This is a genomic window from Nostoc sp. C057, from assembly GCF_013393925.1.
GTDB lineage: Bacteria > Cyanobacteriota > Cyanobacteriia > Cyanobacteriales > Nostocaceae > Nostoc > Nostoc muscorum_A.
Window position 1 is genome coordinate 1,183,371 of the sequence record NZ_CP040281.1, and the last position, 25,363, is coordinate 1,208,733.

Consider the following 25,363-nt stretch of genomic DNA (forward strand, 5'->3'; position numbering starts at 1 on the left):
AAGTTTTGGATACCTCAGTTACCATTTTTCAAACAACCTTTTATTGAACAACAAATGACAAATGACAAATAACAAATGACAAAGGACAAATGACAAATGACAATTCAATCATTAGATATATCGCCTGTTGGTAGAGTTGAAGGCGATTTAGATGTCCGAGTTGATATTGAACATGGAAGAGTAGTCAACGCCTGGACACACGCCGAACTTTTCCGAGGATTTGAAGTTATCTTACGCGGTAAAGATCCTCAAGCCGGATTAATTGTCACGCCTCGCATTTGCGGAATTTGCGGCGGTTCTCACCTGACATCTGCATCTTGGGCATTAGATACAGCTTGGGAAACAGAAGTTCCCCGCAATGCAATTTTAGCGAGAAATCTTGGTCAAATTGTCGAGACAATTCAAAGCATTCCCCGCTATTTTTATGGTTTGTTTGCCATTGATTTAACAAACAGAAAATACCGCAATAGTCGCTTTTATGAAGAAGCTACCAGACGCTTTGCTGCTTTCACAGGCAAATCTTATGAATTAGGCATAACAATTTCCGCTAAACCCGTAGAAATTTATGCACTGTTGGGCGGACAATGGCCACATTCTAGCTACATGGTTCCGGGTGGTGTGATGTGCGCCCCAACCTTAACAGACATTACCCGCGCTTGGGCGATTCTCGAATATTTCCGCACTAATTGGTTAGAACCAGTGTGGTTAGGTTGTTCATTAGAACGCTATGAACAAATCCAAACTTATGATGACTTCAGAGATTGGTTAGATGAAGACCGAAATCATCGAGATTCCGACTTAGGTTTTTATTGGCGGATGGGTTTAGATATCGGTCTAGATAGATATGGCGCTGGTGTTGGTAAATATGTCACTTGGGGATATTTAGCCCATGAAGATAAATACCAAAAGCCGACTATCGAAGGACGAAATGCGGCGATGATTATGAAAAGTGGAGTGTACGATAGCTTCGCAGACACTCACGTTTTGATGGATCAGTCATTTACCCGCGAGAATACAACTCACTCTTGGTACGATGAAGGGACAGAGGATATTCACCCTAGCGATCGCACCACTAAACCCACTGCAATCAATACCAAAGACTTCGATAACGCCTACTCTTGGTCGAGTGCAGTCCTTCACAAAGACTTCGGACGCTTGGAAACTGGCCCCTTAGCGCGGCAATTAGTAGCTGGTGGTCAACATGGCGAATCTTGGCAACATTATGACCCCTTTATCCTTGATGTCTTCAAACGAATGGGTGGTGCTAGTATTCATGTGCGTCAGCTAGCACGAGTTCACGAACTTGTCAAGTTATATCGCCAAGCTGAACACTGCTTACGCGAATTCAAATTAAACGACCCTTGGTATATTAAACCCAAAGAAAAAGATGGACGCGGTTGGGGTGCAACGGAAGCAGCGCGGGGTTCCTTATCTCACTGGGTGGAAATAGAGGGCGGTAAGATTAAGAACTACCAAGTTATTGCCCCAGGTACTTGGAATATTGGCCCTCGTGACGGTGAAGGAATCCGCGGCCCCATTGAAGAAGCGTTAATTGGGACACCCATTTACGATTCTAGCGATCCAGTGGAAGTTGGTCATGTGGCGCGATCGTTTGATTCATGTTTGGTGTGTACAGTTCACGCCCATGATGCGAAAACCGGTGAAGAGTTAGCGCGTTTTCGTACCGCTTAAAATATGCTAATTTCTAATAGCTAATGGCTAATTATTTTTTAGTTAGTCATTAGCTGTGTTTTTTACTATGTTAGATATTATGCCATGATTAGAAATAGCTATGGCATGAGGAAAAAGTTTATGACTATAACTATAGAAGCTGTTTATGAACAGGGTGTACTGAGATTATTACAGCCGATTCCATTAGCCGAAGGAACTCGTGTTGAAGTCACTGTGATTTCAACTGAGGCTAAACCTCAAAACAAAACTCCTAGAGAGATTTTGGCACAAATTGCAGCCATACCCTTAGAAGTAAGCAATGATAAATTTTCTGGTCGAGATCATGACACTATTCTTTATCCTCCCCATAGTGCAACATGATCTTTGTAGATACCAGCGCCTGGTTTGCTAGTATTGTTCCTTCCGATACTGAGCATCAGGCAGCGTCTTCATGGGTTAATCAAAATATTCAGCCATTGCTAACAACAGATTACGTTGTTGATGAAACCTTGACCCTTTTGAGAACCCGTGGAGAAACGTTGAGGGCAATCAGCTTAGGAGAGGCATTCTTTTCAGATAATTTGACGACCATTTATTACCTGACAGAAGAGGATATTCAACAAACTTGGCAGGTTTTCCGTCAGTTCTCAGATAAAAACTGGAGTTTCACGGACTGCGCCAGTCGGGTTGTGATGAATAAACTCCATTTAACTCAGGCATTCACTTTTGATCATCACTTTCGTCAATTTGGGTTCGTGAACGTTGTACCTTGAGAGTTGCGCGATCGCGTAGCGTGCCGGAGGCAATCGCATTTGCTATTTCAGCGTTTGCATTTGCTATTTCGGCGTTCGCTGCTGCTTATTGCGTTCATCCACTTGACAAAATGTTGATTGCAGAGACTTCAGATAGAAGAAATGACGCTTGCGATCGCCGATTCAATGTTTAATAAGTACGACATTTCCCTACTTTGGGCAGCAAAATCGCAAGACTTCACCATCTTAAAACTTACTAGATTGCTCATTGACTTGACTCAATTAACCTCTAGAAGCAATAGTAAAAAACAAATTTATCAACGCCTTACCAAAAAATAGCCAATCTAACCAAAATACGATGTGAAGAATTGCTATCACCCAAAATACAACTTGATAAGAAACTTTGCTGCTTTTGTGATGTAGCTTCTGTTGACTCATATCTTGCACCTGGAAATAGTAATGTCAATTCCATGACTAAGTGCTAAGGGCCGAAGCCGTTCAATATCTAGTAGCAATAAAGACAAGACTAAATGAGGTAAAAAAGTAGATAGTGCAAGAAAAGCAGCTTGCCCCCAGTCCAAAGAATCAGGTAAACAGGATGAAAGATACGTCCAATATGCTAATAAATAGGCAGTAATAGACAAGACTAACCAACGATAAATTCCTAAAAGAGTACCTTGTCCAAATCTATCTAAACCAAAGCGATATTTAGCAGTTTTAAACCAACCTTCAATTTTCCAACGACGCTTACCCCACCAGGAAATAGTACTAGCTTTAAGAGGTTGTGTAGAGATGGCATATCTTTTAACAAACTTACCATTATCGCGTTTGAAGTAATACCAAGAAAGAGTGACAGGAAAATCTAATCCAACAAGTCTAACCTGTTGCCCTCGATGATGTAGAAGTTTAACTGGATAACCATTAACTAACTTGCGATTACAACCAATACCAATAACAGCATGATATTTTAGTTTCCGAATATTGTTGATAAAATCTTTAGTACCAAAAGCAGTATCAGCGAGAATTTTCACCCGAAATCGTGTAGTTAAATCTTTGGGTAAATGGCGTACCATTCGTAATGCCATTTGAGACGGACTATCCGTCCCTTTACCTCTCCAGACACGGAAATTCCAAGGGATACGCCATTGTCCAACTACTAAATATAAGACTACTATATGCAAACCTCGTTTCCCGTTGTAAACGGTTATTAGATTTTTAAATGCTTTAAACTGACCACATTTCTCTAAAGTTGTTAGGTCAACTATTACTTGTAAAAATGCTTTTCTTCCCAATGGGCAATGACTGTTAACTTGCTCAATCGCCTGTTGACGAACATGACGAATTAGCTTACGAGTAGGCCATTTATATGTATTTAAAAATCTACTTAAAGCGCTTTCGGATTTGGATTTGCTGTAGTGTGGCAAAGGTTTTCCATCTGCTGCCAGAAATAGCCCTAGCATCGCTTCCAAGTTGTCTCGTTGATAACGACTAGGCATCAATGCCAGAATCGTATACATTAGGGTATGGGCGTGGGCAAGAATGGTTTGCATATTTCTTGCTGTTATTTATGTTATCTACGCCCTTTTCTCTCATTTTTTACGAACATATAAAAATATCTTTATGCAGATGACATTATTCCCATCTTCATATATGTCTTTTGTATATATCCTGACACTAAATGTAATTTATTATATCAGTATACAAAGTAGAAGCTAAATTTTTAGGTGTTACTTTTATTTTCTTTTTCTTGGTTAATACTGATAGTTTTTATCAGGTGCAAGATATGAGTTGAGCAACAAATGCACCTAACCAACCACCCATAAATTCGCATAGATGTAAAGTATTTTCTTGCGTTCTCCATCGTCCTTGTTGTGCGCGAGACTTATCATCGGCATATAGCCTAAAGGTAATGAAACTCATGACAGGATAAAGAATTAGCGGAATTGGGTTGCCAGTTGTTAGTGCAAGATGGATTGAACCTAACCCCGGTAGTAAAGATAGAAGTAATGTCTTTAATGCTAATGATGTAGATTTGTCTACAGTTCTGGATGTAGACTTCTTTGGTGCAGCAGAAGGTGAGGACTTTGATGTAACTCCTTTGATTGAAGCATTAAAAGCGCGTACCTTGCCATCTTTACTAGCTGTCAGTTGATAACAAATAAAATCACCAACTTGGGGACGACGGTTAACGTCTTTCAATGCTGTAATGTGTAGAAAGACTTCTTGACTACCATCATCGGGTTGTATGAAACCAAAGCCGCGATCGTCCTTCCATGTGATTAGTTGCCCTTTATGTAAAGCAGGTTTCATGAACAAATCATATATTTATATTTATCTTATAGTGTGCCCTTATTTACACAAATAAACAACATCAAAAATGCGTAGGCGTAGCCCGTCGGAGACATCGCTCCACCAACTATTTTAACTTAGTAAAAATCTGGTGATAACTAATGGACTATTCCCAATGCCTGATATTCAAAACTCGTAGCGTACCACACTAAAACTTATAGAAACAGTGCGTTAGGCTTGCGTTAATGCATTTGCATAAAACAGCAATTTACACGGTAAGCTTGTGTCTGATTTAGCGCTACATAATTATCTCCCTCGCGTTCCCGATGCAGCATTGCAAGAATACATAGAATGGTGTGTTTTAGAGCAAGCTCAAGCCGCAGAATGTAACTTTACTCCTGATAGAAGTAAGTTAGATAATTTGCCACCAGAAGACTACGTTCCAAAACTTATCGAGCAGTTCATGAAAGTTAAACCAGACCCAATTAAAGCAGGTTTGGTAGCTGCGATCGCAGGTAAGGAAGCTGACAAACACGCTTTATCTGGTTTAGCGATCGCTGCTGATTTTGTATCTCTTTATGTCAAGTATTTAATTCCTAAAGAAGGAAGTACTAAAGAACAGGCTGAAGAGATATTAACTCAAGCATCACAACACCAGTATGAGAAACTGACTGAAGTTGCCAAGAAACATGGTGTAGATTTATAGTTTCCTGCTGATAAATTATTTTTCAGAGGCTTTGTCTGTCTCATAAGTCAGAGCCTCCTATTTTGCAGATTATGGCAATAACTCGAAGTAATCACAGTGTCTCGGACGAACAAAACCAAAGTCACGACCATCTGCTTTAAGACCCCAGGGCGAACGCACGGGATTTCTGAAACCCTTGCTGGGCAAGGATCTTGATGAAAAAATAGGCTAAATTAAAAAACGCCAAAACCCTTGCTATTAAAGGATTCTTATACTTTAGATGCGTTTGCCCTGTTTAAGACCCCAACCACGTACAGAATCAATCTCGTTTTTTAATATATCTTCATCTTGTTCTGAGACATCAGTTTCCGCAGAAGCTCCTAATCCTGCAATAGACATTAGAAAAGAAGACCCATGATTGTTTACTTCTTTTTGCCTTGTCGATTTGTATTGAAGATATTCAACAAAGCTTGCTAGCTCCATTAATTTTTCATCTGGGAGAGCATTAATTGCCTCAATTAATGTCTGTCTATTTGTAGTCAAAGTATCCATACGCTTGACAAAAGGAAAGAATTGCTTTGACTTATTGTACTTTATGCGATCGCGCTGGTGACGGCTGAAGACATTGGCGTACAAAAAATGCTCACTATTATTGGTTGCGGAAATCTCAATCGCAGTGACGACGCAGTAGGCGTAATCATTGCCCAACGGTTACAAAAATATCTAGCTGAAAACCCTCATCCTCATGTGCGAGTTTATGACTGTGGCACCGCAGGGATGGAAGTAATGTTTCAAGCTAGAGGTAGTAAACAATTAGTAATTATTGATGCAAGTTCAACAGGTTCTGAACCGGGTGCTGTGTTTAAAGTTCCAGGAAAAGAACTGGAAGCTTTGCCAGAACCTAGTTATAACTTGCACGATTTTCGTTGGGATAATGCTTTAGCCGCCGGACGGAAAATTTTTCAAAATGACTTTCCCGAAGATGTAACAGTTTATTTAATTGAGGCGGCAAATCTTGGTTTGGGACTAGAGTTAAGTCCTGTTGTCAAACATTCTGCTGATTTAGTTTTTGAAGAGGTAGCTGCACTTATCAAACAGAATATCAACTTTTAATTAACAATCCAAAATTGAATCAAGCCCAATCCCGATAAACAGAAAGTTCATCTACCCTCATTTCAAAAGGTATGCCTTGACTTTCTGGCGGACAAACACGGATTTTAGCACTGTTAACAATTCCATATAGCAATGTCCCCATTGGCACAATTTTTTGTAAAACACGCCAATTAATAACTTGATCGGGACATTCAATTACCAATGTCAGAGCATTGGCGTGGGTTGTGACATACCACCGACAATCAGACAGCAGATTTTGAATATTGCGATCGCAAGCGTCATAAAAGTATCTACTAATAGAATCCTCTAATTGCTGTCGCAGTATAATATCCGCAGATGTCGGTTGCATAGGATGCGAATCATCACTATTAAAGTAATACATATTTCTAGCCATCTCTCTTTAGCTTCCTACTTATCTTCCAATCACCATTCCATAAAGTACATCTTTATTTGTTTCTAATAATTCCTGGGTTTCATCATCATAATAAGCACCTATTCCACTACACTGAATCCCCAAATAATTACTAGTTAAATAAAGTCTCTGTCCCAAAAAACCAGCTATTTGCATAGCAGTTTGGTAGTTTAAATAATCTGACACAAAAAATAAAGTTACAGCGCTATCTTTAGCAATAGCCTGATTAATACATAAGTAACCTGTCTTTTCACTAAAATTACCTGTCTTAACCAGATACGTACCTTTATATAACCCAGGTGTCATTCCCTCTACTCGATGCACGACTGAGTAAATTTCTATTTCCTCATAGTTTTCTGTCGGTATTGACTGTTGAAGTTGTTGCACTACATATAAATAATCTTCTTGAGAAATAAACTCTTTCCGGAAACGTCTAATAGAACGTCTATCCCAAACAACTTGAGAAAATTTCTCTTTGTCGAAGTCAAATTGAGGATATTCTAATTGCTGCTGGCGGCTATTTTGTAGAGTAGTTGCTTGATAGCCATCTTCAATAAATTGATTGGATTCAAAATAATCAGTACCAGAAACAAAAGGAACTTTCAGCCTTAATCGTCTGATTTTTTTATCTTGTACTTCTCCTGACATCGCACAAGCAGTAATAAACTCTTTATTCTCAAATCCCAAATCTGAATTGAGAGCAAGTTTATCAAAGTCGAAAATTAGTTGTATATCTCGGTTGTGGAGAAAAGCTGAAGCTGCAACTGCACCTAAATGGTGTCCGCTATCTAAAAAGCAATATCTTATGCTTCTATTTTGATATTTCCAGCTAGACCTATAATAAACACAACTAATTAAAAAGATGAATCCGTTGATACATTTACCCGGTATAATATAATTCTCTAACCCATCATCGATTAATTCATAGATGAGAGTTAGACAATTATTCTCAACTTCTAGATGGTATATACCATCTATCATTCCCTCAATCCCACGAACCTGTACGTAAACTTCTGTAGGATACAGAGCGCCTGCTGATGGATTCACTCGCAGTTTATAAGGGCCATCTTTATATACTTTTTCTAGTGTTATCGCACTGGTTAACGAGATAAAAGAGTGAACAGGATTATTGAGATTTAATTTTACTCTCCGATAAAACTTTGGATAAACTTTAAATGAAGATGGCTGTGTTGAAGCATCTACATAATTTGGATCGATTTGTACCGATAAGTAAGAATGCTTGGTAGCTTCATGATAAGCTTTACCCGATATCTGACTTGATGGCATTTTTAAGTATCCTTAAAACTTCTACATTGCTGGCAAAATCTATAGCTTTATAGTCGTCTAAGTTTTTCAAATATAAGTTAGGATGATGTTGTAAAAGTAACTTGACGACTTCTGTTTTTCCGGCTGATGCTGCATACATTAAAACGGTTGCACCGTTATCATTTTGGTTATCAATATTAATGTTGACAGCCAAAAGTAAATTAATTAACTCGTAGTGATTACCAAAGCAAGCAAACCACAAAGCATTGTTGCGATCGCTATTTCGAGCGTTGATATCCGCACCTGCATCAATTAGTTCTTTGACGACTGCATACACTCCCTCTCTTGTGGCTTTCATCAAAGCTGTATCGCCATTTTCCCCTAGCTGATTTAAATCCCCAGGGTTATAGCCTTTTGCTATTAGCCATTGAGTTGTTGCTTCACTCAAATCTTGTCTGTTTAATTGACTCATAATTATTCTTTCAACGTCACACAATTAAGTATTTTCCAAGCATAAAATTGCTTGGAAAACTTAATGGTGGGCATTACCCACCATTATTTTAAAATCTTATACGAGTAGCTAAAGTCCAGTTGTTTGCCAAAGCAACTTTGCTAGGTATTCAAAAGTTTCGTAAAACAAAAAAATCTTTCCCCACTACCTACTCTCTGCCCTCACCCAGCAATTTGATTTTGGTTTGCTTTAGTACTAAGTTAACTAGCAACAATTTAGCTTAGTTATATATTATCACTCTGATAAGTTTGAATTATGAATCATTTATAAAGATCCCTAGATATATCTATAAAAAATATTTAAAAACAATTAAAATGCAGTATTTTTTACAATCTGATTTCATTATCTAGACTAATAGCAAATAGATTTTTGCGTAAGTTCCCCTAGTTTTAACAATGGTCTCAAGCACATTGTTTTGCTCAAATTTGATGCCACATTTACATTGAATATTGTGTTTAATAAACCTGAATTATGATGTTGAGATTTACTTTCTACATCTGAGACTTATTAAGAAATTTAAAACATTTTCTTTTTTTAAGCCAAATTTGCTAGCTTGTTTAAGTATAAATAAGTAAAAAACAGACGAAACATGGAAATTAGCGCTCGTAATTCTCTCAAAGGCATTGTAAAAAAAGTTGTGCCTGGTACAGTTAACACTGAGGTAATTTTAGAAATTGCACCAGGAGTAGAGTTAGTGTCAATAATCACAAAATCATCAGCAGAAAAGCTGGGACTTACAGAAGGCAAGGAGGCTTATGCCGTGATTAAATCATCAGATGTGATAGTTGCTGTTGAGTAAAAATAGGCAAATTGCCTTTTATTGCAAGCGGCTCTATCACTAATATCGAATTGCATTTATATCTCTCAATTTAATGACCTCACTCCTGAAATTAATTAATACAGGAGTGAGGTCAATTTAATTCGTAATGACGCTCGCGGACTCGCTACCGCTACGCTAACGTAATTCGTAATTGCTATGTATGGTCTTAATTACGAAGTCAAAAATTTTGGTTCAAGAAAACATTATTTATTATATATGTTAATTAATTAAATTATCAATAATGCGGACATAAATAGCTTGGATGCTTTCTGTATCTAGTGCTAAAGAGGTATTTTCTATATTAATAAGGAATGATGGAAAGTTTTGTTCTAAAGTAATAGTGGCTCCTGGTGTTACCCCTATTGATATCAGTTCGTTTAAGATGCTTTCATCCTGACTTTTACAGAAGGTGACGATTCCTCGCTCTCCTGTTCTCAATAATTCTAATGAACAGCCAGTAACACTAAAAGGGGTAAACATTTGAATTATAAATTAATAATTTTGAAGGGAAGAAGGAAGTATATTTTCATCCTTCATCCTTCATGCTTTATTTGGTTGCCAAGGACAGCAACCAAAGTAATACTTTATACGAGATACGCTTCTTGATGTGTTTTGATTGTGCAATTAGAACGAGGATAAGTTACACAAAGTAGAGCGTATCCTTTAGAAACCTGATCGTCATCCAGGAAGTTTTGATCGTCTTGATTAACTTCACCTTCAACAACCTTACCTACACAGCTAGAGCAGGAACCTGCATGACATGAAAAGGGCAACTCAATACCATTTTCTTCTGCTGCTTCCAAGATTGTCGTTTCTTCGTCAACTTCAATTGTGGTGTCGATGTCTTCTTTTTTGTTGATTAATCTAACTTGGTAGGAAGCCATTTTCCGATTCTCCTCAAACGTTATACAGTTGGTTTAATTTCCGAAGTTTTTGAGCAACCTATCCTACTTTTTGCTCCCCTCTTTCTTACGGAGACGCAAAGTTTCATTGGCTTCTCTATAGAGGTAAGGGATGCAACGCGAACGAGAAGCTACCTCAAGGCAAGGCGATAAGCCTGCGGCATGGCAACTCTTAGAGACGCTCAGCGAACGCTTACCGCATCTATGGGAAGCCTCTACAATCAGACTTGGCGCTAACGGAATGATGTTAGCTGCAAGGTACACCAGTAGGCGTGCCATCGTCTGTTTTGAAGGACTTTCCACAACCGCAGGTATCAGTTGCATTGGGGTTGATGAATTTAAAACCGCTTTCCATCACTCCCTCAACGAAGTCAACGATAACTCCGTCTAATAACGGCGCACTTTTGGCATCAACGTAAACTACCACTTTGCCTTGGTGACTTACCAAATCATCTGGTTGAGGTTTGCTGGTGATATCGATCGCATATTCATAGCCACTGCAACCACCATCTTTTACCGAGATGCGGACACCTTTAGTTGTGCCATCAGCGTCGGGTGCTGAACCTTTGAGGAATGCTCGCAGATGGAATTCTGCTTTTTCTGATAAGATAACAGCCATCAGTTCTCCTGATTTGTAGCGATTAGTTGTTCTGATTTCAGGTGGGGTTGTCCTTTGTCAGTTGTCAGTTGTCCTTTGTTATTCACTAATGACTAATGACCAATGACTAATGACGAAAATTAAGTATTTTGTGCAATACCTGTAGGTTCCATCGAATTGGATTGTGCGTGTCTCCAAGGCGCACTATTACCGCATACTGGACAAGAGCGATCGCGGTGAGAACGGCGTTTAGCAAATTCCATCCGATTTAGGTCGATTGTCAGCAATTGCGACAATAGAGGCTGACTAAACCCGGTGATCAGCTTGATAGCTTCCAGTGCGGTTAAACAAGCTAGGGTTCCAGAAACAGCGCCTAGAACTGAAAAGCCGCGCTGATCCCACTCAGGCTTTTCTGGAAACAGACAAGATAAACAAGGAGTCACACCAGGAATAATCGTTGTCAGGTAAGCCTCCATGCCATTCATTGCGGCTTCCACCATTGGCTTACGCGATCGCACACAGGCTTCATTTAACAAATTGCGCTCTGTAAAGTTGTGGGCGCAATCAAGAGCCATATCGGCGGACTGCACTAACGAATCTACATTTTCCGGGGTGATGTAATCATGAACAATTTCCACTTGGACATCAGGATTAATCGCATCCAGAGTTTCTTTAGCTTTGAATACCCTTGGCTTACCTACCCAATCATCAGTCATAAGAACCTGACGATTCATATCATCTAGCCGCAAGTCACCACCCCGGACTAGGATTAGCCGCCCAACGCCCGCTACTGCTAAGTAAAGCGCCGCCGTACCGCCTAATCCTCCCACACCTGTAACCAAAACTGTCGCTGACTTTAGGCGTTTCTGTGCTGTTTCGCCAAAGTTCGGAAGCATCATTTGGCGACGATAGCGTTCTAATTCGGTAGGCGTTAGGTTAACCAATTTATACCTCCTAATCAGAAGTGATTTCTGTCAGTGTGACTACATTTTTCGGCTTATCGTTAAACACTTTGAACAGCTTTTGTTCATAAGCTGTCGATTCGATAAATAGCTGATAAGCTTTTTGCAAAGCCAAAGAATATTGATTTAATTTCTCTTCTTGACTTAAGTCAAGAGAATTATCATCAATTTCCTGCATATATTGAGAAAACTTTTTCAGAATATGTAGACGATGTACATTCACAACTTCTAAGTCGTAGGACATATTAAAGAATTGAAAAAATTCTTCTGCATCTACGAGCTTCTTGAATTCATCAATTGTTCCAGTCATTTGGCATTCTCCAATTGTTTCAGATGTTGCTTAAGTTCATCTAACTGGTGATAGATTTCATAAGTTGCGGCGGCAACATCCATAAGTTGTTTGTAATCTGTTGGCAGACCTTCAGCTAAATCATGCAGATCCATTTTCATTTGACCTGCTTTGCTGTTGAGCCGTCTGATTTTTGCTTGTAGTTCCTCAATTGTCATTTGTCCTTCGTCCTTTGTCCTTTGTCATTAGTCATTTGTCTTTTACTAATGACCAATGACCAATGACTAATTAAAGTTTGCCAACTTCAGGAAAGCGCTTCGCCAAATCAAGACCTTTTTTGACGTAGTTTTCTCCCTCTTCTGCCAATTTCTCTAGCGAGTCAAAGCCAAAGCGATGAGCATCTCGCAGGGTTTTCACAGTTAGCAAAAGACGACCAGAAAAAACTAGCGCCCAGCCAAATCCTTCATGGCTCAAATCAACTACAACCTGGGATATCAAACCTGTTTCTTGTTCAATCCCAGCCGCTACAGCCCGAAAAAATGCCATAATCCGGGCTTGAGTTACCGCATCAACTTCGCCCTCAACGGAGATTTCCCGTTTCTTTTGTTTGGTGACAATAAAGGGTTTGAGAATCAATTCATCCGACCAAGTACGATAAACTCCATAGCTGTCTTGACCACGGATTTGTTTGATTAATACCTTTAGAAAAGGCGAGTTCAAGACTTCAGTTGTAGCGGTTCCGTTCACACTATTATTTGCGGTCATACTGTTGCTTCGTCTTCAATTTCATCAGCAAAGTTTGTGGTTTTTGGCTGCAAAGCTTTACGCAACCAAGGTGGAGGATTACCTTTGAGGGTTTTTACTAGCTTGTTTAGGACTTCACTAATTTCTTCTTCTTCCGATCGCGCCTTCACTGGGGTGACACCTTTCTTGATTAACCGAGCGGCGGCGCTACCACCAATTGCTGTTACGTAAACAATCGTACAGTCGCCTATTGCTTGAAGTTTTGGGTTGATTTTATCTTCATTCCCATCTTCTTTGAGTTCGCCTTCAAAATTGAGGGTTTCTACGAAGTGATATCCCTCATCAGAAATTTCGTAAACATCAATCATTTTTGCCCATCCGAAGTGGGCATTAATATGAACTCGGTCGCTCGTCGTGAAGGCTATTTTCATTGTAATTCTCCTCTCTAAAGTTTTGAATTTTGAAGCAATACGGTTCAGTTAGTGATACTCGGAAGATCCCCCCAACCCCCCTTAAAAAGGGGGGCTAATTTAAGGCTTGCTCTATTCCCTCCTTTTTAAGGAGGGTTAGGGAGGATCAATTCTTAACTGAACTGTTTTGAATTTCAAGTGTGAATTCAAAACTCTGCGCTCACAATTCCGAACTCTTGGAACTGCTTAACTCTCGCTTCTTCTGCCTCTAAAAACAGGTTGCCGATGCCAAATAAAAGCTCCATCGTGCCTCGATAGCCAACTTTAGTAAATTGACCATTACCTAAGCGGTCATAGATGGGCAATCCTAGACGATAAAGAGGAATCGAGAGGCGTTTAGCGATCGCACCCACATTGGAGTTACCAATCAGCAAATCAGAACCGCCCGCTAGACTCTCAAAGTCTTCTAAGTCGCCGATGGTGATGCTTTTTATCGGGAGTTTTTCTAGTACTGGCGATCGCGTGGTTGTCACCACTGCATGAATTTGCGCTCCCATCGATTGCAAGAAATGCACGGTTGACCACAACAAATCTGGTTCCAGTGCTAGAGAAACTCGTTTTGCACCGAAGTAAAAGTGGGTGTCCAGCATCGCATCTTGCAACTGACGACGTTGGCGGCGGTATTTTTCGGGTACGCTATTACCGCTCAGAATCGCCAATGCTTGGATAAATTCATCTACTGGTTCTAATCCCGTCAGTTCGCCAAACACTTCGTAAGGTGTGCCAAAGCGTTCTTCCAGAATCTTGGCAGCCCCCCGCATACTTTCACCTAATGCCAGGGTAAAGGCAGAACTACCTACTTCTCGTAGCTGTTTTAAGGTAGTCCCACTGACTGTAACCGCACTATAATTATCCTCTAAATGTCCATCTAGAGAAGCACCAAGGTCAGGTACAAAGATCGGCGCTAGTCCAAAGGATGTGACTATCTCTTTGATTTCTTGTACATCCCCAGGTGTGAAAGCAGAACCCGCCAAAATTGTGACTTGTTCAGTTCTGAGTCCACCTGCGCGAGGAATTTCCTTAACGATGCTTTCCACAGCGACAGCAAAACCATCTTGCAACGCACCTTTGAAATCTGGGGTAGGTGCAAAAACGATCGCTAAATCATTCAATTCGGGATGGCGATCGCGGATTTCCTTAAGAAATCCTTCGATATCATCGCCTCTAGTTTCCGTTAACCCAGTGGTACATAAACCAATAATTTCTGGGTTAGCTTTTTCCACCAGAGTCAGAATTGCTTGCTCTACATTCTCTTCACCACCCAAGATAGTAGTGACTTCCGTCATCGCTGTAGTAGCTAGGGGAATCGCTTCCCGAAAATGCCGCACGAGGACAACTTTGGCGAAAGCAGTACAACCTTGAGAACCGTGGAATAAGGGCATTGTCCCTTTCAATCCCAAAAAGGCTAAGGTTGCGCCCAAAGCTTGACTTTGCTTGAGGGGATTAACTGTCAGTGCTTTGTTAGAAGCGGTAACGATCGCCATTAAACTTCCTCCTCTTCTTCCCAAGGAGCGGGTTTGCGTATTTGTTCCCAAATCGGGCTATACAGAGCTTCGTACAGTTCCCGCGCCATCTCAATCATTCCCACATAACCTGCATAAGGATGGTGGCGTTCTTGGTTGATATCAAGGAAAGGAATTCGAGCTTTCAAAGCTGTGTATTGGTTACGTCCACCAGCAATCAGCATATCTGCGCGAGTGTCTTTAACCAGTTGTAGCAATTCTTGAGCGTTGCCTTTCTCTAGCATGATGCCATCGTTGCCAATCAACTTCTTGATTTTGGCTTTATCTTCTTCAGTACTTTTCCGAGTACTGGTAGCAACAACTTCAATGCCTAAGTCTCTAGCAGCCGAGATAATCGACCAACTCTTGACACCACCAGTATACAAAACAACCCGCTTACCTTTAAGTCGAGCGCGATAAGGAGCCAGTGCCAAATCTAAAGCAGCCGTTTCTTCTGCAATTAGCTTTTCTGTCCGCTCTTGTAAATCAGCGTCGCCTAATTTAGCGGCGATGTTTCGCAGACAGCGATTCATATCATCAATGCCGTAGAAAGACTCTTCAATGTAAGGGATGTTGTAACGCTCCTCCATCTTTCTCGCCATATTGAGCAAAGCTCGTGAGCAGATCATGACGTTGAGCTTGGCGCGGTGGGCGTAGCGAATTTCATCGTAGCGAGCATCGCCCGTAATTTTAGACAAAATACGGATGCCTAATTTTTCTAACAGTGGTGTTACTCCCCACATTTCACCGGCGATGTTGTATTCACCGATTAAGTTAATATCATAGGGCGTTGTATGTTCCGGTTCTGCTGTTCCGACAACATATTCTAATAAAGCTTCACCGCCAAAACGGTTGCCCAGATTTTTACTGCCAATGAATCCTGGGGCAATGACGGGAACAACAGGAATACCAATTTTCTCAGCCGCCGCTTTGCAGACAGCATCCATATCATCGCCAATTAAGGCTGTAACACAAGTGGCATAGACAAATATTGCTGCTGGTTGGTAGCGCTCTTTGAGTTCCAGAATCGCTTTGTAGAGTTTCTTTTCGCCACCGAAGATGACATCATTTTCACCCAAGTCAGTCGTAAAGCCCATTTTGTAGAGTTGAGGGCCAGACGACAGACTACCACGACTGCCCCAGGAATTACCAGCACAGGCGATCGGCCCGTGGACTAGATGCGCTGCATCTGCGATCGGCACTAGAGCAATCATTGCACCATCAAAGGCACAGCCCCCTTGAGCCGCGCCAGGTTGTGCCTGTTGGGCGCATGATTTGTTTTTCTTTTCCGCTTGTTTGTGCTGATTATGTTCGCATCCTGTCTCAGTCAGCAGCTCGTTGATTTTGCCTTGGGTGCTTTTCATCTCTCTTCTCTTAATTGTTAATTGTCCTTTGTCATTTGTCATTTGAATAACTAACAACTAATGACTAATAACTAATGACCAATGACCAATGACTAATGACTAACAAATGTATTTTGTGACATCCTCTCCACATACATCAGCGAGGTAAGATAGAGCGCGGAAACGCAATCCTACAAATTCGTCATATAAAGGATTGAGTTTACATAGTGGTGGAATATCAATAGACTTCCCAAATAATTTAATTTGTCGCTCAAAGGGACAACAACAAGGAATTGTTTGGCAAATTAGATGAGCGAAGCGATTATTTTTAACCTGAATTCCATCCACTACACCACGCAACGGATTAAGAAGATTGTGGAACCATCCTGGTTTTTTCTGGTTAGGTGGATGGTAATTAGGATGAGGATGAGTGTGAGTATGTTCGTGAGTGTGATTGATGGTTTCCATTGATCAATTCCTTGGGTAAATGCTATCAAGAAAAAGGGGAGTTGGGGATGGGAATTGGGGATTGGGCATTGGGTTTGGATATTTCCCTATTCCCTATTCCCTATTCCCTACTCCCCTTCTTTACCCTTTAATTAACACGTTGTGTTTCTACGCAATTTCTAACGAATCAAGTCGTAGGAAATATCTGTCTTAGAAGGAATGTTGGTGTTGCGATCGATTTCTTCAAACAGGGTGTTTACAGTCCAGTTGAGAAGGTTGATCACGCCTTGATAACCAATGGTGGCATAGCGGTGTAGGTGGTGGCGATCCATGATGGGGTAGCCGATTCTCACGAGGGGAATCTTGGTGTCGCGCCACAGGTACTTACCGTATGTGTTACCAACTAAGAAGTCTACTGGTTCGGTGAACAACAATGAACGCATGTGCCACAAGTCCTTACCAGGCCAAACAGTTGCATGTTGACCGAAGGGGCTAGAAGCAAGCAGTTCTTTCATTTCTGCTTCAAATACTTCGTTGCTGTTGTGAACCAAGATATGCACAGGTTCAGCACCCATTTCTAGCATAAAGCCAACTACGCTGTATACTAAATCTGGTTCGCCGTAGATAGCGAAGCGCTTGCCGTGAATCCATGAGTGGGAGTCAGTCATGGCATCAACTGCACGACCGCGTTCGATTTCCAATTCTTGAGGAATGGGAATACCGCTCAATTCGCTGAGTTTCATCAAGAACTCATCAGTACCCTTAATGCCCCAAGGACGGGAAACTGAGGTTGGTTGCTTCCATTCTTTTTCGATGTACTCGCGGGTTTTGGGTGTAGAGTGTGCTTGCAGAGCGATCGTAGCTTTCGCATTGATTGAATCTGCTGCATCTTCTAGCTTTGTTCCACCTGGGTACATATCGAATTCACCTGTGTTTGGTGAATCGAGGTAGTCGCTGTTGTCGGCTAGAATTGTGTAGTCAAAGCCGAACAAAGAAGCAATCCGCTTGATTTCGCGGTTGTTACCTACGTAGGTGTCAAAACCTGGGATGAAGTTGATTTTACCATTGCTGGTTTCTTTCTTATGACCTGCGGTCAAGTTAGAAAGAATTCCCTTCATCATGTTGTCGTAACCAGTGATATGGGAACCGACAAAGCTAGGGGTGTGAGCGTAGGGTACTGGGAAATCTTGAGGAACTGAACCAGCTTGCTTAGAGTTGTTGATGAAGGCTTGTAAGTCATCACCAATTACTTCTGCCATACAGGTGGTGCAGACAGCGATCATCTTAGGCTTGTACAGTTGATAAGAGTTCGCCAACCCGTCGATCATGTTTTGCAGACCACCAAATACGGCTGCATCTTCAGTCATTGAAGAAGATACACCAGAGAATGGTTCTTTGTAGTGACGGGTTAAGTGGGTGCGGAAGTAAGCAACGCAACCTTGAGAACCTTGAACGAAAGGTAGAGTACCTTCAAAACCAACAGCAGCAAAAATTGCTCCTAGTGGTTGACAGCCTTTAGCAGGGTTAACGGTTAAAGCTTCACGAGCGAAGTTCTTTTCACGATAATCCCAACCCTTTGTCCACTCTGAAACCCGTTTTACTTCTTCGGGATCGTGACCATTTTCAAACTGCTTTTTGTTTTCAAATAGCTGTTGGTACTCAGGTTGGTGGAATAACTCGACGTGATCTTGAATTTTTTCTGGATTCTGAGGCATTTCTTCTGGACTCCAAGGTTACTGAATTCTTTTACTGATTGAGGTGCGAGTGGGGAGTAGGGAGTGGGAATATGATTCAAAATTCAAAATGCAAAAATCAAAATAAATTTTTAATCTTTCAATTTTGAATTTTGGATTCCCAACTCCCCCTGGGGTTTTAGCCCCAGGTTATCCTTACTTATCTCTCTCTCCCATTTCCCTAAACGGCAGCCTTAGCCTTAGCTTCAGCCTTCTTAGCCTGAGCTTTTTCATTCCAAGGAGCGCCAATTAATGACCAAGTTGGGCTGTTGAGTGCCAAGTCCATATCACGAGCGAAGATAGCGAAGCCGTCATAACCGTGATAAGGGCCGGAGTAATCCTTTTTGTGGTTTAATTTTTTTCAGCTGTCTAATGTTTGCAGTAAGCAATGTCTCTGCTAAACATTGTTTTCTGGGAACACATTTATTTTTAGCCTAAATATAGGCTAAAAACACAGCATAATCAGGTTCAGGACTCACGCATCATCTAAATGTTGTCCTGAGCCAAGGCGATTAAAAAATCGCCCATTTTTTTGCTCATCTCTGCAAACACAGCAGCAAAAAGAACACATGAGAACGAAAGTACTACTGGAATTAGAGAAAGTTAATCTGCGTTTGAAGTCTGCAAAAGCAAAGGTGACAATTAGAGAATCGAATGGAAGTCTGCAATTACGAGCGACGTTGCCAATTAAACCGGGAGACAAAGACAGCAACGGTACTGGGAGAAAGCAATACAATCTCAGTTTGAATATTCCCGCTAACTTGGATGGACTCAAGACGGCTGAGGAAGAAGCTTATGAGTTAGGGAAGTTAATCGCTCGGAAAACTTTTGAATGGAATGATAAATATTTAGGAAATGAGGCAATTAAAAAAGAATTTAAAACTATAGGGGAATTACTTGCAAAATTTGAAGAGGAGTATTTTAAAACGCACAAACGCACAACTAAAAGCGAACATACTTTTTTTTATTACTTTTCCCGTACTAAGAGATTTACCAATCCTCAAGATTTGGCAACTGCTGAAAATCTGATAAGTTCAATTGAACAAATTGATAAAGAATGGGCTAAGTATAATGCAGCCAGAGCGATCGCAGCATTTTGTGTGACATTCAATATCGAAATTGATTTATCGAAATATTCCAAAATGCCGGAGAATAATTCCCGAAATATACCTACAGATACGGAAATATCTGAGGGAATTATCAAGTTTGAAGATTATCTTAATAATAGAGGTAATCAAGTTAATCAAAATCTTCAAGATAGCTGGCAACTTTGGCGGTGGACTTATGGAATGTTAGCCGTTTTTGGTTTACGTCCACGAGAACTTTTTATTAATCCCGATATTGATTGGTGGTTGAGTCAAGAAAATGTAGATTTGACATGGAAAGTTCATAAGGATTCTAAGACTGGTGAGAGACAAGCATTGCCATTACATCGGCAATGGATTGAGGATTTTGATTTGAGAAATCCGAAATATTTAGAGATGTTGAGAAGTGCGATCGCTAAAAAAGATAACACTAATCATGCTGAGATAACGGCGTTAACACAGCGAGTTAGTTGGTGGTTCCGCAAGATAGGATTAGATTTTAAACCTTATGATTTACGCCACGCTTGGGCAATTCGGGCGCATATTTTGGGAATCCCAATTAAAGCGGCGGCGGATAATTTGGGGCATAGTGTGCAGGTTCATACGCAAACTTACCAGCGTTGGTTCTCGCTAGATATGCGGAAGTTAGCGATTAATCAGGCTTTGAGTAAGAGGAATGAAGTTGAGTTGATTAGGGAGGAGAATGCTAAGTTGAGGATGAAGAATGACAAGTTGAGATTGGAGATTGAAAAGTTGAAAATGGAAATGGTTTATAAACAAAGTTAAACTTACTGATAAATCATACCCAATTTAGAGAATTTGCTATGATTTATAGGTGAAAAATTATCCAAATAAACCCATTAAGATATTTATGTCGGCTACTGACATTGAAACACTGATTGTTAAGTCACCTGAAACTCTAGGGGGTCGTCCTCGCATTGCTGGTACTAGAGTTTCTGTTCAACGCATTACAGCTTGGTACAAACTTGGGCTGAATGCAGAAGAAATTGCTGAACGCATGGGAAATGTAAATCTTACACAAGTCTATGCTGCTCTAACTTATTATCACGCTAATCAAGAAGAAATTGAGACGTATATTTCTGCTAAAAGAGCAGATTACAAGCGATTAGCTACAGAAATGGGGCAAGCAATATGAGTCGAATTCACTATTTGTAAAAGGATATTAACAATCAAATGCTAAAAAAGGTAATACTTCATAATTTCAAAAGCCATAAACATACGGAACTTAGTTTTGATAGTTCACGATTACATGGACTAGTAGGGAAAAATAGTGCTGGCAAAACAACGGTCTTACAAGCATTACATAATCTAAGTAGGCTGGCTGATTCATCATTTGCAAAGATATTTCAGTATGAAAGATCACCTCAATTCATTACAACAATTGGGGAAAAAGATATTTCTGTTACTGCAAGTGGTTTCTGGGGATATACCAATCGCCAGAATTGGCAAGCTTCCTATAGTTGGAAGCACGAAAACAATGATTCTTGGTATCCGACAGCATCATGGAACATAGATGGAAAACCTGGAAAATTGGAAGGATGGTCAAGTTCTTTAAGTGAGTCTCCATATCCAATCCCTCAATCTCTGAAATATGCTGTTTACCTGAAATTAGTTGCAAGTAATCTTGCTAAAGCAGCTTACAGTGAAGAAATTACGCCGAGGGTTGAGTTCGACGGTTCAGGATTAGCACCGACTTTAGATTTTTTGCGTAATGAGGCTCCAGATAAATTTCGATTAATAGAGGAAATGTTAAGCCGCATTGTACCAAATGTACGCAAAATTGGCATAAAGCGATCAAAAGTTCCAGTTATTCGCAAACGTTTAATCGAAGTTGATGGAAAGTCAATTTCTTATGAAGAAAGTCAGGAAATGATAGGACAAGAAGTGATATTAGACATGAATACAGGTGAGCGTATTCCAGCCCATGCAATTAGCGAAGGAACAATGTTAATTTTAGGTTTACTAACTGTGTTAATGAACCCTAATCAACCTAATTTAGTTTTTCTGGATGATGTGGAACAAGGACTTCATCCAAAAGCACAACGTGAGTTGATGACTGTTTTTAAGGAAATAATTCAATCTAATACCAATCTGCAAATTATTTTTTCTACTCACTCTCCTTATATTATTGATGAGCTTGTTCCTTCTCAAGTACATATATTAAATAATAGTAATTCAGGCTTTACAATCTCCAAGCGTTTGGATGAACATCCTGATGTGGAATGGGCAAAACAAACTTTGACAACTGGTGAGTTTTGGGATGCGGAGGGTGAAGATTGGGTTTTTGCAGGAGAAGTCAGTGTTTGAGTTCATTGTAATAGTGGAAAGTGGTGCAGATTCACGAACAGCTACTAAATTAGCCGAGCGCGTTTTGAAGGAGCAAATCGATTGGTTAGAGCCTGATCTAATAAAACATATATTCCACTGGAGAGGCTTAGAGGAAGGAACAGAATATTCCTGCTGGAGCGACGTTGATAAAATCATTGATGATGCAAAAGAAAAAATAAGATATAAATCTTCAAGATTTCTGGGTCATCATAATAAAGGTGTACCGTTTAAAGCTGATGGAGCAATATCTATTAAAGTTCTTAAGTTGGTAGATTTTCTTCAAAAAACACGACAGATTAAAGCCGTTCTCTTTATCCGTGATTTAGACAATCAACCAGAGCGTAGAGAAGGGCTTGAGCAAGCACGCTCAGAACATATCAATCGACAGCCTCAACTAAAAATTGTTATTGGTACAGCTAATCCAAAACGTGAATCATGGGTTCTCAATGGGTTTATTCCGTCTAATCAAGAAGAGCAAATTCTAGAAGGAATCAAGACTCGATTGAATTTCGACCCTTGCATAGACTCACACAGACTACGCTCTACCTCACAGAAAGAACCTGATCGAATTAGAAATCCAAAAGTAATTGTTGAGCAGCTAACAGGCAAAGATATGAAACGCGAACAGCAGTGTTGGGAAGATACGAGTTTGAAAATTCTACGTGAAAGAGGTGTTCATACAGGCTTAACAGCCTACATCCAAGAAATTGAGCAACACTTGATTCCAATTATTTTGTCTTAGTAAAAAATTCAGATAATTAGGAGTGCGATCGCATCCTTAAATATTCATCCAAGCTGTAGCGGCGCGAGATGGTAGAAATCATAGGTGGTAAGCGATCGCATTAGCTATAAAACAACAATATTATACAGAGTTTGCTGTAGGCTAAACCTATTGAAAAAGTCTGTTTGTGATCGCTACTCGCAAACAGACTTGACTTTTTTATACTTCTAATTAAGCTTGCTCCCAAAGCTCACGGATACGATCTGGGAGCCAGCCAGCAATTTCCTGAATCCGCTCTTGGGAAAGTTCGTCTTTGGTAGCAGAAAATACCGCTTTAACTGCCTGTTCTGCGTCAACTGTTCCTGGAATCCCTCCTTCATTAGCAACCCGCCGCAGAAATAGATTGGAATCAATTCCAATGGGAGCTGGGCCTCTTAAAGGTTGACGGATTCGACTTAAAAATCTCACAATTGGATTGGTGTCTTTCCAGAGTTCAGCCACTTCAAACTGGAGTGCTTTTTCATCTGTAGGCACTGCCTCTGTATGCAATTCTGACTCGACGCGATCGCTGGCTTCTGTGGTCATTAAGTCGCGCATGACGCGAAACACAACTTCGGTAAAGTCTCTTGCATCATACAAATCTGCAAATCCGCTTTTAACCATAACCTTTTCAAGAAAGGAGTGATGTTCATCAGCGATCGCAGTTCGAGTATCTTCAATCTCCGTTGGGTCAACTTCTGGAATATTTGTTCTAAAACTTTGATCTGGCATTGTTTTTTCTTCTGGTTATTAATTTTGAATCTTTATGCTTACCTTATGTAAGGTCGCACAAATCAAAAACCCTTAGTATCATCCAGAAGTTTGAGATGCCATCTATTCAAAAGTTAGAAATTTTTCTAATCTGCATTTAGATACGTAGCATTATTATGTCTCTACAAGGGTTCTGGATGACGCATATTTAATTTAACCCGATGCTTATTAAGTAGAGCAATACTCGTAGACATCGCCCATTGGTGTCAAAAAACGTCAGAATAAATGAGTTGGTATAAAAGCAGGCGAAACAAAGATGGTAGAAGCAACAAACATCGAAATTAATACTGCAAAAGTCAAAGTACCGAACAATGACTTAGAAATCGATGCTTACTTAGCTCAACCAGCAGAAAATGGAACTTTTGGAGCGGTTATAGTTTTTCCAGAAATTTTTGGAATCAATAGTAATATTCGAGATATCACCGAACTAATCGCTAAACAAGGTTATGTAGCAATAGCCCCGGCGATGTATCAACGTATTGCTCCCGGTTTTGAGGCTGATTTTAGCGCTGAAGATGTTGGGTTTAGTCCAGAAAGCTATAGGCTGGGGTTGGAATACTATCAACAAGTAAAATATCAAGATATCTTAAGTGATATTCAAGCTGCGATCGCCTACTTAAAAACTTTACCCAATGTCAAAGATGATGCGATCGGTGTCATTGGTTTCTGTTTTGGCGGTCATGTTGCTTACATGGCTGCAACTTTACCCGATATCAAAGCCACAGCTTCGTTTTATGGTGGTGGAATTACCACTTTTAGTTATGGCGAAGACACTCCAACCATTAATCGCACCTCGGAAATTCAAGGTACTATTTATGCCTTTTTTGGTACAAGAGATACATTAATTTCCCAGGAAGAAAACGAGCAAATTGAGGCAGAATTAAAAAAACATCAAATCAATCATCGTGTATTTCGATACGATGCAGGACACGGTTTTTTCGCCGGATTCTTCAAAGACAAGTACCCATTTATGGAACAACACCCAAGTTACAATCCTGAAGCTGCTCCTGATGCTTGGCAACATGTTCTAGAACTGTTTCAAAATCACTTGTGATATGGTTACAAGCTAATCAATCTTCCTTTAAAAATGTTCGTAGTCGGGACTTTAGTCCTGATTTTGTTCGTATAGCGTCTCGTAGAGAGGACTAAAGTCCTCACTACAAAACAAAATTACAAGACTGGAATAGTGTTGTCTTTAACTTTTTAAGTTTTTCAGCAGTAATTGACAACCACATAAAAACGGATTTGGACTTTCGATGCGATCGTCTACAAGCACTTCAATGGGAAGCTTGCTATTGTAAATCAATTCGTCATAGTCCATCAACGCATCCCACTTGATTTTGCCAGTGGGGAAGCCTAGTTGTGAACTACCATCAGCGATTAACTCTTGCCATTTGTGAATCTCTGGATCTTGGGATTTGCAGTAATCGAGAATGGCAATAAATGCACCAGTCTTGGTAACTCGTAAGATTTCTTGAAGAGCAAGAACTGGATCGCTAACGACACAGAAGGTAAATCCCGATGCTGCTGCATCAAAGCTATTATCAGGAAAATCAAGATTGCAGAGATCCGATACCTTGAAGGTGATGTCTGCGGATACGTGCTTTTTACGTGCTTCATCCATCATCTTCTCAGAAAGATCAACACCCACAACATTTACCCCTTCTGGGTAAGCTGAAAGATTAAGACCTGTTCCTACCGCAGCATCTAGCGCGGTTTGTCCTCGCTGAAGCTGCAAAGAAGCAATTAGAGGTTCGCGATCAATGTGCCAATAACGCTTCATAATTGCGTCATAATCCACTGCGCTCTGATCGTAGGTTTCAATCACCTGATTAATCTGCATAGGTTTCTTAACAAATAAAACTACTGATTTTCCTCTTCTGTTTAAT

Annotated in this window: 32 protein-coding genes and 1 pseudogene; 12 read left to right on the top strand and 21 right to left on the bottom strand. The window is 40.3% G+C overall.

What is annotated here, in order from left to right; genetic code table 11:
• Nucleotides 1-96: 96 nt before the first annotated feature.
• The 4 genes from FD724_RS04935 (at nucleotide 97) to FD724_RS04950 (ending at nucleotide 2,617) form a co-directional block, all read left to right on the top strand.
• Entirely contained in the window at nucleotides 97-1,692 is a 1,596-nt protein-coding gene (locus FD724_RS04935; protein ID WP_179071787.1) for a nickel-dependent hydrogenase large subunit, read from the top strand.
• Nucleotides 1,693-1,812: 120 nt separating this feature from the next.
• A complete protein-coding gene (locus FD724_RS04940) occupies nucleotides 1,813-2,052 on the top strand; it encodes an antitoxin family protein (RefSeq protein WP_179071788.1) in 240 nt (79 codons plus the stop codon).
• Nucleotides 2,049-2,444, top strand: coding sequence for a type II toxin-antitoxin system VapC family toxin (locus FD724_RS04945; RefSeq protein WP_179071789.1), 396 nt, complete (start codon nucleotides 2,049-2,051; stop codon nucleotides 2,442-2,444). Before FD724_RS04940 ends, FD724_RS04945 begins: the two co-directional genes overlap by 4 nt.
• 20 nt (nucleotides 2,445-2,464) lie before the next feature.
• Nucleotides 2,465-2,617 (top strand): hypothetical protein, encoded by a 153-nt coding sequence (locus FD724_RS04950; RefSeq protein ID WP_179071790.1) that lies wholly within the window; start codon nucleotides 2,465-2,467, stop codon nucleotides 2,615-2,617.
• Nucleotides 2,618-2,857: 240 nt separating this feature from the next.
• Here FD724_RS04950 and FD724_RS04955 read toward each other — a convergent pair whose 3' ends face one another.
• Both FD724_RS04955 and FD724_RS04960 read right to left on the bottom strand, forming a co-directional pair.
• Nucleotides 2,858-3,973, bottom strand: coding sequence for a transposase (locus FD724_RS04955; protein ID WP_179071791.1), 1,116 nt, complete (start codon nucleotides 3,971-3,973; stop codon nucleotides 2,858-2,860).
• A gap of 220 nt (nucleotides 3,974-4,193) precedes the next feature.
• On the bottom strand, nucleotides 4,194-4,733 hold the full coding sequence (locus tag FD724_RS04960) for a cold shock and DUF1294 domain-containing protein (protein ID WP_179071792.1): 540 nt from the start codon (nucleotides 4,731-4,733) through the stop codon (nucleotides 4,194-4,196).
• A gap of 262 nt (nucleotides 4,734-4,995) precedes the next feature.
• On the opposite strand from FD724_RS04960, the gene FD724_RS04965 reads away from it, so the two are divergent.
• Complete coding sequence (locus tag FD724_RS04965; protein ID WP_179071793.1) at nucleotides 4,996-5,418, top strand: hypothetical protein; 423 nt, start codon at nucleotides 4,996-4,998, stop codon at nucleotides 5,416-5,418.
• 255 nt (nucleotides 5,419-5,673) lie between these two features.
• Here the strand turns inward: FD724_RS04965 and FD724_RS04970 are convergent, their stop codons facing one another.
• A complete protein-coding gene (locus FD724_RS04970; RefSeq protein WP_179071794.1) occupies nucleotides 5,674-5,949 on the bottom strand; it encodes a DUF2281 domain-containing protein in 276 nt (91 codons plus the stop codon).
• 87 nt (nucleotides 5,950-6,036) lie between these two features.
• Here FD724_RS04970 and FD724_RS04975 point away from each other — a divergent pair, with 87 nt between their 5' ends.
• Nucleotides 6,037-6,510 carry a hydrogenase maturation protease gene (locus tag FD724_RS04975; RefSeq protein ID WP_179075412.1) on the top strand — a complete coding sequence of 158 codons (474 nt, stop codon included), beginning with the start codon at nucleotides 6,037-6,039 and terminating at the stop codon, nucleotides 6,508-6,510.
• A gap of 19 nt (nucleotides 6,511-6,529) precedes the next feature.
• Here the strand turns inward: FD724_RS04975 and FD724_RS04980 are convergent, their stop codons facing one another.
• Genes FD724_RS04980 through FD724_RS04990 form a run of 3 tightly spaced genes read right to left on the bottom strand, consistent with a single transcriptional unit; the run spans nucleotide 6,530 to nucleotide 8,660 of the window.
• Entirely contained in the window at nucleotides 6,530-6,904 is a 375-nt protein-coding gene (locus tag FD724_RS04980; protein ID WP_179071795.1) for a hypothetical protein, read from the bottom strand.
• Nucleotides 6,905-6,922: 18 nt separating this feature from the next.
• Nucleotides 6,923-8,209, bottom strand: a complete 1,287-nt coding sequence (locus FD724_RS04985) for a SagB/ThcOx family dehydrogenase (protein ID WP_179071796.1) — start codon at nucleotides 8,207-8,209, stop codon at nucleotides 6,923-6,925.
• Nucleotides 8,184-8,660, bottom strand: coding sequence for an ankyrin repeat domain-containing protein (locus FD724_RS04990; protein WP_179071797.1), 477 nt, complete (start codon nucleotides 8,658-8,660; stop codon nucleotides 8,184-8,186). The genes FD724_RS04985 and FD724_RS04990 overlap by 26 nt, the downstream gene beginning before the upstream one ends.
• A 628-nt stretch (nucleotides 8,661-9,288) precedes the next feature.
• Between FD724_RS04990 and FD724_RS04995 the strand changes: the two genes are divergently transcribed.
• The gene (locus FD724_RS04995; RefSeq protein ID WP_114083652.1) at nucleotides 9,289-9,498 is read left to right on the top strand and encodes a molybdopterin-binding protein; all 210 of its coding nucleotides are present in this window, start codon (nucleotides 9,289-9,291) and stop codon (nucleotides 9,496-9,498) included.
• A 240-nt stretch (nucleotides 9,499-9,738) separates the two neighbouring features.
• Here FD724_RS04995 and FD724_RS05000 read toward each other — a convergent pair whose 3' ends face one another.
• From FD724_RS05000 to FD724_RS41935, 13 genes and pseudogenes are all read right to left on the bottom strand, one after another.
• Complete coding sequence (locus FD724_RS05000; protein WP_114083653.1) at nucleotides 9,739-9,999, bottom strand: FeoA family protein; 261 nt, start codon at nucleotides 9,997-9,999, stop codon at nucleotides 9,739-9,741.
• A gap of 104 nt (nucleotides 10,000-10,103) precedes the next feature.
• The gene (locus tag FD724_RS05005; protein WP_069069799.1) at nucleotides 10,104-10,403 is read right to left on the bottom strand and encodes a 2Fe-2S iron-sulfur cluster-binding protein; all 300 of its coding nucleotides are present in this window, start codon (nucleotides 10,401-10,403) and stop codon (nucleotides 10,104-10,106) included.
• Nucleotides 10,404-10,668: 265 nt separating this feature from the next.
• On the bottom strand, nucleotides 10,669-11,040 hold the full coding sequence (locus FD724_RS05010; RefSeq protein ID WP_179071798.1) for an iron-sulfur cluster assembly accessory protein: 372 nt from the start codon (nucleotides 11,038-11,040) through the stop codon (nucleotides 10,669-10,671).
• A gap of 119 nt (nucleotides 11,041-11,159) precedes the next feature.
• On the bottom strand, nucleotides 11,160-11,963 hold the full coding sequence (locus FD724_RS05015; protein ID WP_179071799.1) for a HesA/MoeB/ThiF family protein: 804 nt from the start codon (nucleotides 11,961-11,963) through the stop codon (nucleotides 11,160-11,162).
• A gap of 10 nt (nucleotides 11,964-11,973) precedes the next feature.
• On the bottom strand, nucleotides 11,974-12,291 hold the full coding sequence (gene nifW / locus FD724_RS05020) for a nitrogenase-stabilizing/protective protein NifW (RefSeq protein ID WP_179071800.1): 318 nt from the start codon (nucleotides 12,289-12,291) through the stop codon (nucleotides 11,974-11,976).
• A complete protein-coding gene (locus FD724_RS05025) occupies nucleotides 12,288-12,488 on the bottom strand; it encodes a CCE_0567 family metalloprotein (protein ID WP_179071801.1) in 201 nt (66 codons plus the stop codon). Before FD724_RS05025 ends, nifW begins: the two co-directional genes overlap by 4 nt.
• A gap of 70 nt (nucleotides 12,489-12,558) precedes the next feature.
• Nucleotides 12,559-13,035 carry a NifX-associated nitrogen fixation protein gene (locus tag FD724_RS05030; RefSeq protein ID WP_179071802.1) on the bottom strand — a complete coding sequence of 159 codons (477 nt, stop codon included), beginning with the start codon at nucleotides 13,033-13,035 and terminating at the stop codon, nucleotides 12,559-12,561.
• Nucleotides 13,032-13,445, bottom strand: a complete 414-nt coding sequence (gene nifX, locus FD724_RS05035) for a nitrogen fixation protein NifX (RefSeq protein ID WP_179071803.1) — start codon at nucleotides 13,443-13,445, stop codon at nucleotides 13,032-13,034. The genes FD724_RS05030 and nifX overlap by 4 nt, the downstream gene beginning before the upstream one ends.
• Before the next feature lie 185 nt (nucleotides 13,446-13,630).
• On the bottom strand, nucleotides 13,631-14,968 hold the full coding sequence (gene nifN / locus FD724_RS05040) for a nitrogenase iron-molybdenum cofactor biosynthesis protein NifN (RefSeq protein WP_179071804.1): 1,338 nt from the start codon (nucleotides 14,966-14,968) through the stop codon (nucleotides 13,631-13,633).
• Nucleotides 14,968-16,350 (bottom strand): nitrogenase iron-molybdenum cofactor biosynthesis protein NifE, encoded by a 1,383-nt coding sequence (gene nifE, locus FD724_RS05045; RefSeq protein ID WP_179075413.1) that lies wholly within the window; start codon nucleotides 16,348-16,350, stop codon nucleotides 14,968-14,970. The genes nifN and nifE overlap by 1 nt, the downstream gene beginning before the upstream one ends.
• Nucleotides 16,351-16,449: 99 nt before the next feature.
• The gene (locus FD724_RS05050; RefSeq protein WP_179071805.1) at nucleotides 16,450-16,797 is read right to left on the bottom strand and encodes a Mo-dependent nitrogenase C-terminal domain-containing protein; all 348 of its coding nucleotides are present in this window, start codon (nucleotides 16,795-16,797) and stop codon (nucleotides 16,450-16,452) included.
• A 158-nt stretch (nucleotides 16,798-16,955) separates the two neighbouring features.
• Complete coding sequence (gene nifK, locus FD724_RS05055) at nucleotides 16,956-18,491, bottom strand: nitrogenase molybdenum-iron protein subunit beta (RefSeq protein ID WP_179071806.1); 1,536 nt, start codon at nucleotides 18,489-18,491, stop codon at nucleotides 16,956-16,958.
• A 199-nt stretch (nucleotides 18,492-18,690) separates the two neighbouring features.
• Nucleotides 18,691-18,858 (bottom strand): annotated as a pseudogene (locus FD724_RS41935) (nitrogenase molybdenum-iron protein alpha chain); the annotation flags it as partial.
• 220 nt (nucleotides 18,859-19,078) lie between these two features.
• On the opposite strand from FD724_RS41935, the gene FD724_RS05060 reads away from it, so the two are divergent.
• The 4 genes from FD724_RS05060 (at nucleotide 19,079) to FD724_RS05075 (ending at nucleotide 22,685) form a co-directional block, all read left to right on the top strand.
• The gene (locus FD724_RS05060) at nucleotides 19,079-20,380 is read left to right on the top strand and encodes a site-specific integrase (protein ID WP_179071807.1); all 1,302 of its coding nucleotides are present in this window, start codon (nucleotides 19,079-19,081) and stop codon (nucleotides 20,378-20,380) included.
• A gap of 85 nt (nucleotides 20,381-20,465) precedes the next feature.
• Nucleotides 20,466-20,750 carry a DUF433 domain-containing protein gene (locus tag FD724_RS05065; RefSeq protein WP_179071808.1) on the top strand — a complete coding sequence of 95 codons (285 nt, stop codon included), beginning with the start codon at nucleotides 20,466-20,468 and terminating at the stop codon, nucleotides 20,748-20,750.
• A 38-nt stretch (nucleotides 20,751-20,788) separates the two neighbouring features.
• Nucleotides 20,789-21,922 (top strand): AAA family ATPase, encoded by a 1,134-nt coding sequence (locus FD724_RS05070; protein ID WP_179071809.1) that lies wholly within the window; start codon nucleotides 20,789-20,791, stop codon nucleotides 21,920-21,922.
• Nucleotides 21,915-22,685 carry a hypothetical protein gene (locus tag FD724_RS05075; protein ID WP_179071810.1) on the top strand — a complete coding sequence of 257 codons (771 nt, stop codon included), beginning with the start codon at nucleotides 21,915-21,917 and terminating at the stop codon, nucleotides 22,683-22,685. Before FD724_RS05070 ends, FD724_RS05075 begins: the two co-directional genes overlap by 8 nt.
• Before the next feature lie 210 nt (nucleotides 22,686-22,895).
• Here FD724_RS05075 and FD724_RS05080 read toward each other — a convergent pair whose 3' ends face one another.
• A complete protein-coding gene (locus FD724_RS05080) occupies nucleotides 22,896-23,435 on the bottom strand; it encodes a DUF2267 domain-containing protein (protein WP_114083665.1) in 540 nt (179 codons plus the stop codon).
• Nucleotides 23,436-23,730: 295 nt separating this feature from the next.
• Between FD724_RS05080 and FD724_RS05085 the strand changes: the two genes are divergently transcribed.
• Nucleotides 23,731-24,528 carry a dienelactone hydrolase family protein gene (locus FD724_RS05085; protein ID WP_179071811.1) on the top strand — a complete coding sequence of 266 codons (798 nt, stop codon included), beginning with the start codon at nucleotides 23,731-23,733 and terminating at the stop codon, nucleotides 24,526-24,528.
• A 141-nt stretch (nucleotides 24,529-24,669) separates the two neighbouring features.
• Here FD724_RS05085 and FD724_RS05090 read toward each other — a convergent pair whose 3' ends face one another.
• Nucleotides 24,670-25,317, bottom strand: a complete 648-nt coding sequence (locus tag FD724_RS05090; protein WP_179071812.1) for a class I SAM-dependent methyltransferase — start codon at nucleotides 25,315-25,317, stop codon at nucleotides 24,670-24,672.
• Between the last annotated feature and the right edge of the window lie 46 nt (nucleotides 25,318-25,363).

Bases quoted from the DNA above. Each gene is read 5' to 3' on its own strand.
- FD724_RS04970 (WP_179071794.1), bottom strand. From the start codon at position 5,949: ATGGATACTTTGACTACAAATAGACAGACATTAATTGAGGCAATTAAT.
- FD724_RS04960 (WP_179071792.1), bottom strand. From the start codon at position 4,733: ATGAAACCTGCTTTACATAAAGGGCAACTAATCACATGGAAGGACGAT.
- FD724_RS05030 (WP_179071802.1), bottom strand. From the start codon at position 13,035: ATGACCGCAAATAATAGTGTGAACGGAACCGCTACAACTGAAGTCTTG.
- FD724_RS05085 (WP_179071811.1), top strand. From the start codon at position 23,731: ATGGTAGAAGCAACAAACATCGAAATTAATACTGCAAAAGTCAAAGTA.
- FD724_RS05005 (WP_069069799.1), bottom strand. From the start codon at position 10,403: ATGGCTTCCTACCAAGTTAGATTAATCAACAAAAAAGAAGACATCGAC.
- FD724_RS04985 (WP_179071796.1), bottom strand. From the start codon at position 8,209: ATGCCATCAAGTCAGATATCGGGTAAAGCTTATCATGAAGCTACCAAG.
- FD724_RS05070 (WP_179071809.1), top strand. From the start codon at position 20,789: ATGCTAAAAAAGGTAATACTTCATAATTTCAAAAGCCATAAACATACG.
- FD724_RS04990 (WP_179071797.1), bottom strand. From the start codon at position 8,660: ATGAGTCAATTAAACAGACAAGATTTGAGTGAAGCAACAACTCAATGG.
- nifN (WP_179071804.1), bottom strand. From the start codon at position 14,968: ATGGCGATCGTTACCGCTTCTAACAAAGCACTGACAGTTAATCCCCTC.
- nifK (WP_179071806.1), bottom strand. From the start codon at position 18,491: ATGCCTCAGAATCCAGAAAAAATTCAAGATCACGTCGAGTTATTCCAC.
- FD724_RS04940 (WP_179071788.1), top strand. From the start codon at position 1,813: ATGACTATAACTATAGAAGCTGTTTATGAACAGGGTGTACTGAGATTA.
- nifW (WP_179071800.1), bottom strand. From the start codon at position 12,291: ATGACTGGAACAATTGATGAATTCAAGAAGCTCGTAGATGCAGAAGAA.
- FD724_RS05080 (WP_114083665.1), bottom strand. From the start codon at position 23,435: ATGCCAGATCAAAGTTTTAGAACAAATATTCCAGAAGTTGACCCAACG.
- nifE (WP_179075413.1), bottom strand. From the start codon at position 16,350: ATGAAAAGCACCCAAGGCAAAATCAACGAGCTGCTGACTGAGACAGGA.
- FD724_RS04945 (WP_179071789.1), top strand. From the start codon at position 2,049: ATGATCTTTGTAGATACCAGCGCCTGGTTTGCTAGTATTGTTCCTTCC.
- FD724_RS05010 (WP_179071798.1), bottom strand. From the start codon at position 11,040: ATGGCTGTTATCTTATCAGAAAAAGCAGAATTCCATCTGCGAGCATTC.
- FD724_RS04935 (WP_179071787.1), top strand. From the start codon at position 97: ATGACAATTCAATCATTAGATATATCGCCTGTTGGTAGAGTTGAAGGC.
- FD724_RS05050 (WP_179071805.1), bottom strand. From the start codon at position 16,797: ATGGAAACCATCAATCACACTCACGAACATACTCACACTCATCCTCAT.
- nifX (WP_179071803.1), bottom strand. From the start codon at position 13,445: ATGAAAATAGCCTTCACGACGAGCGACCGAGTTCATATTAATGCCCAC.
- FD724_RS05065 (WP_179071808.1), top strand. From the start codon at position 20,466: ATGTCGGCTACTGACATTGAAACACTGATTGTTAAGTCACCTGAAACT.
- FD724_RS04975 (WP_179075412.1), top strand. From the start codon at position 6,037: ATGCTCACTATTATTGGTTGCGGAAATCTCAATCGCAGTGACGACGCA.
- FD724_RS04995 (WP_114083652.1), top strand. From the start codon at position 9,289: ATGGAAATTAGCGCTCGTAATTCTCTCAAAGGCATTGTAAAAAAAGTT.
- FD724_RS05000 (WP_114083653.1), bottom strand. From the start codon at position 9,999: ATGTTTACCCCTTTTAGTGTTACTGGCTGTTCATTAGAATTATTGAGA.
- FD724_RS04980 (WP_179071795.1), bottom strand. From the start codon at position 6,904: ATGGCTAGAAATATGTATTACTTTAATAGTGATGATTCGCATCCTATG.
- FD724_RS04955 (WP_179071791.1), bottom strand. From the start codon at position 3,973: ATGCAAACCATTCTTGCCCACGCCCATACCCTAATGTATACGATTCTG.
- FD724_RS05060 (WP_179071807.1), top strand. From the start codon at position 19,079: ATGAGAACGAAAGTACTACTGGAATTAGAGAAAGTTAATCTGCGTTTG.
- FD724_RS05090 (WP_179071812.1), bottom strand. From the start codon at position 25,317: ATGCAGATTAATCAGGTGATTGAAACCTACGATCAGAGCGCAGTGGAT.
- FD724_RS05025 (WP_179071801.1), bottom strand. From the start codon at position 12,488: ATGACAATTGAGGAACTACAAGCAAAAATCAGACGGCTCAACAGCAAA.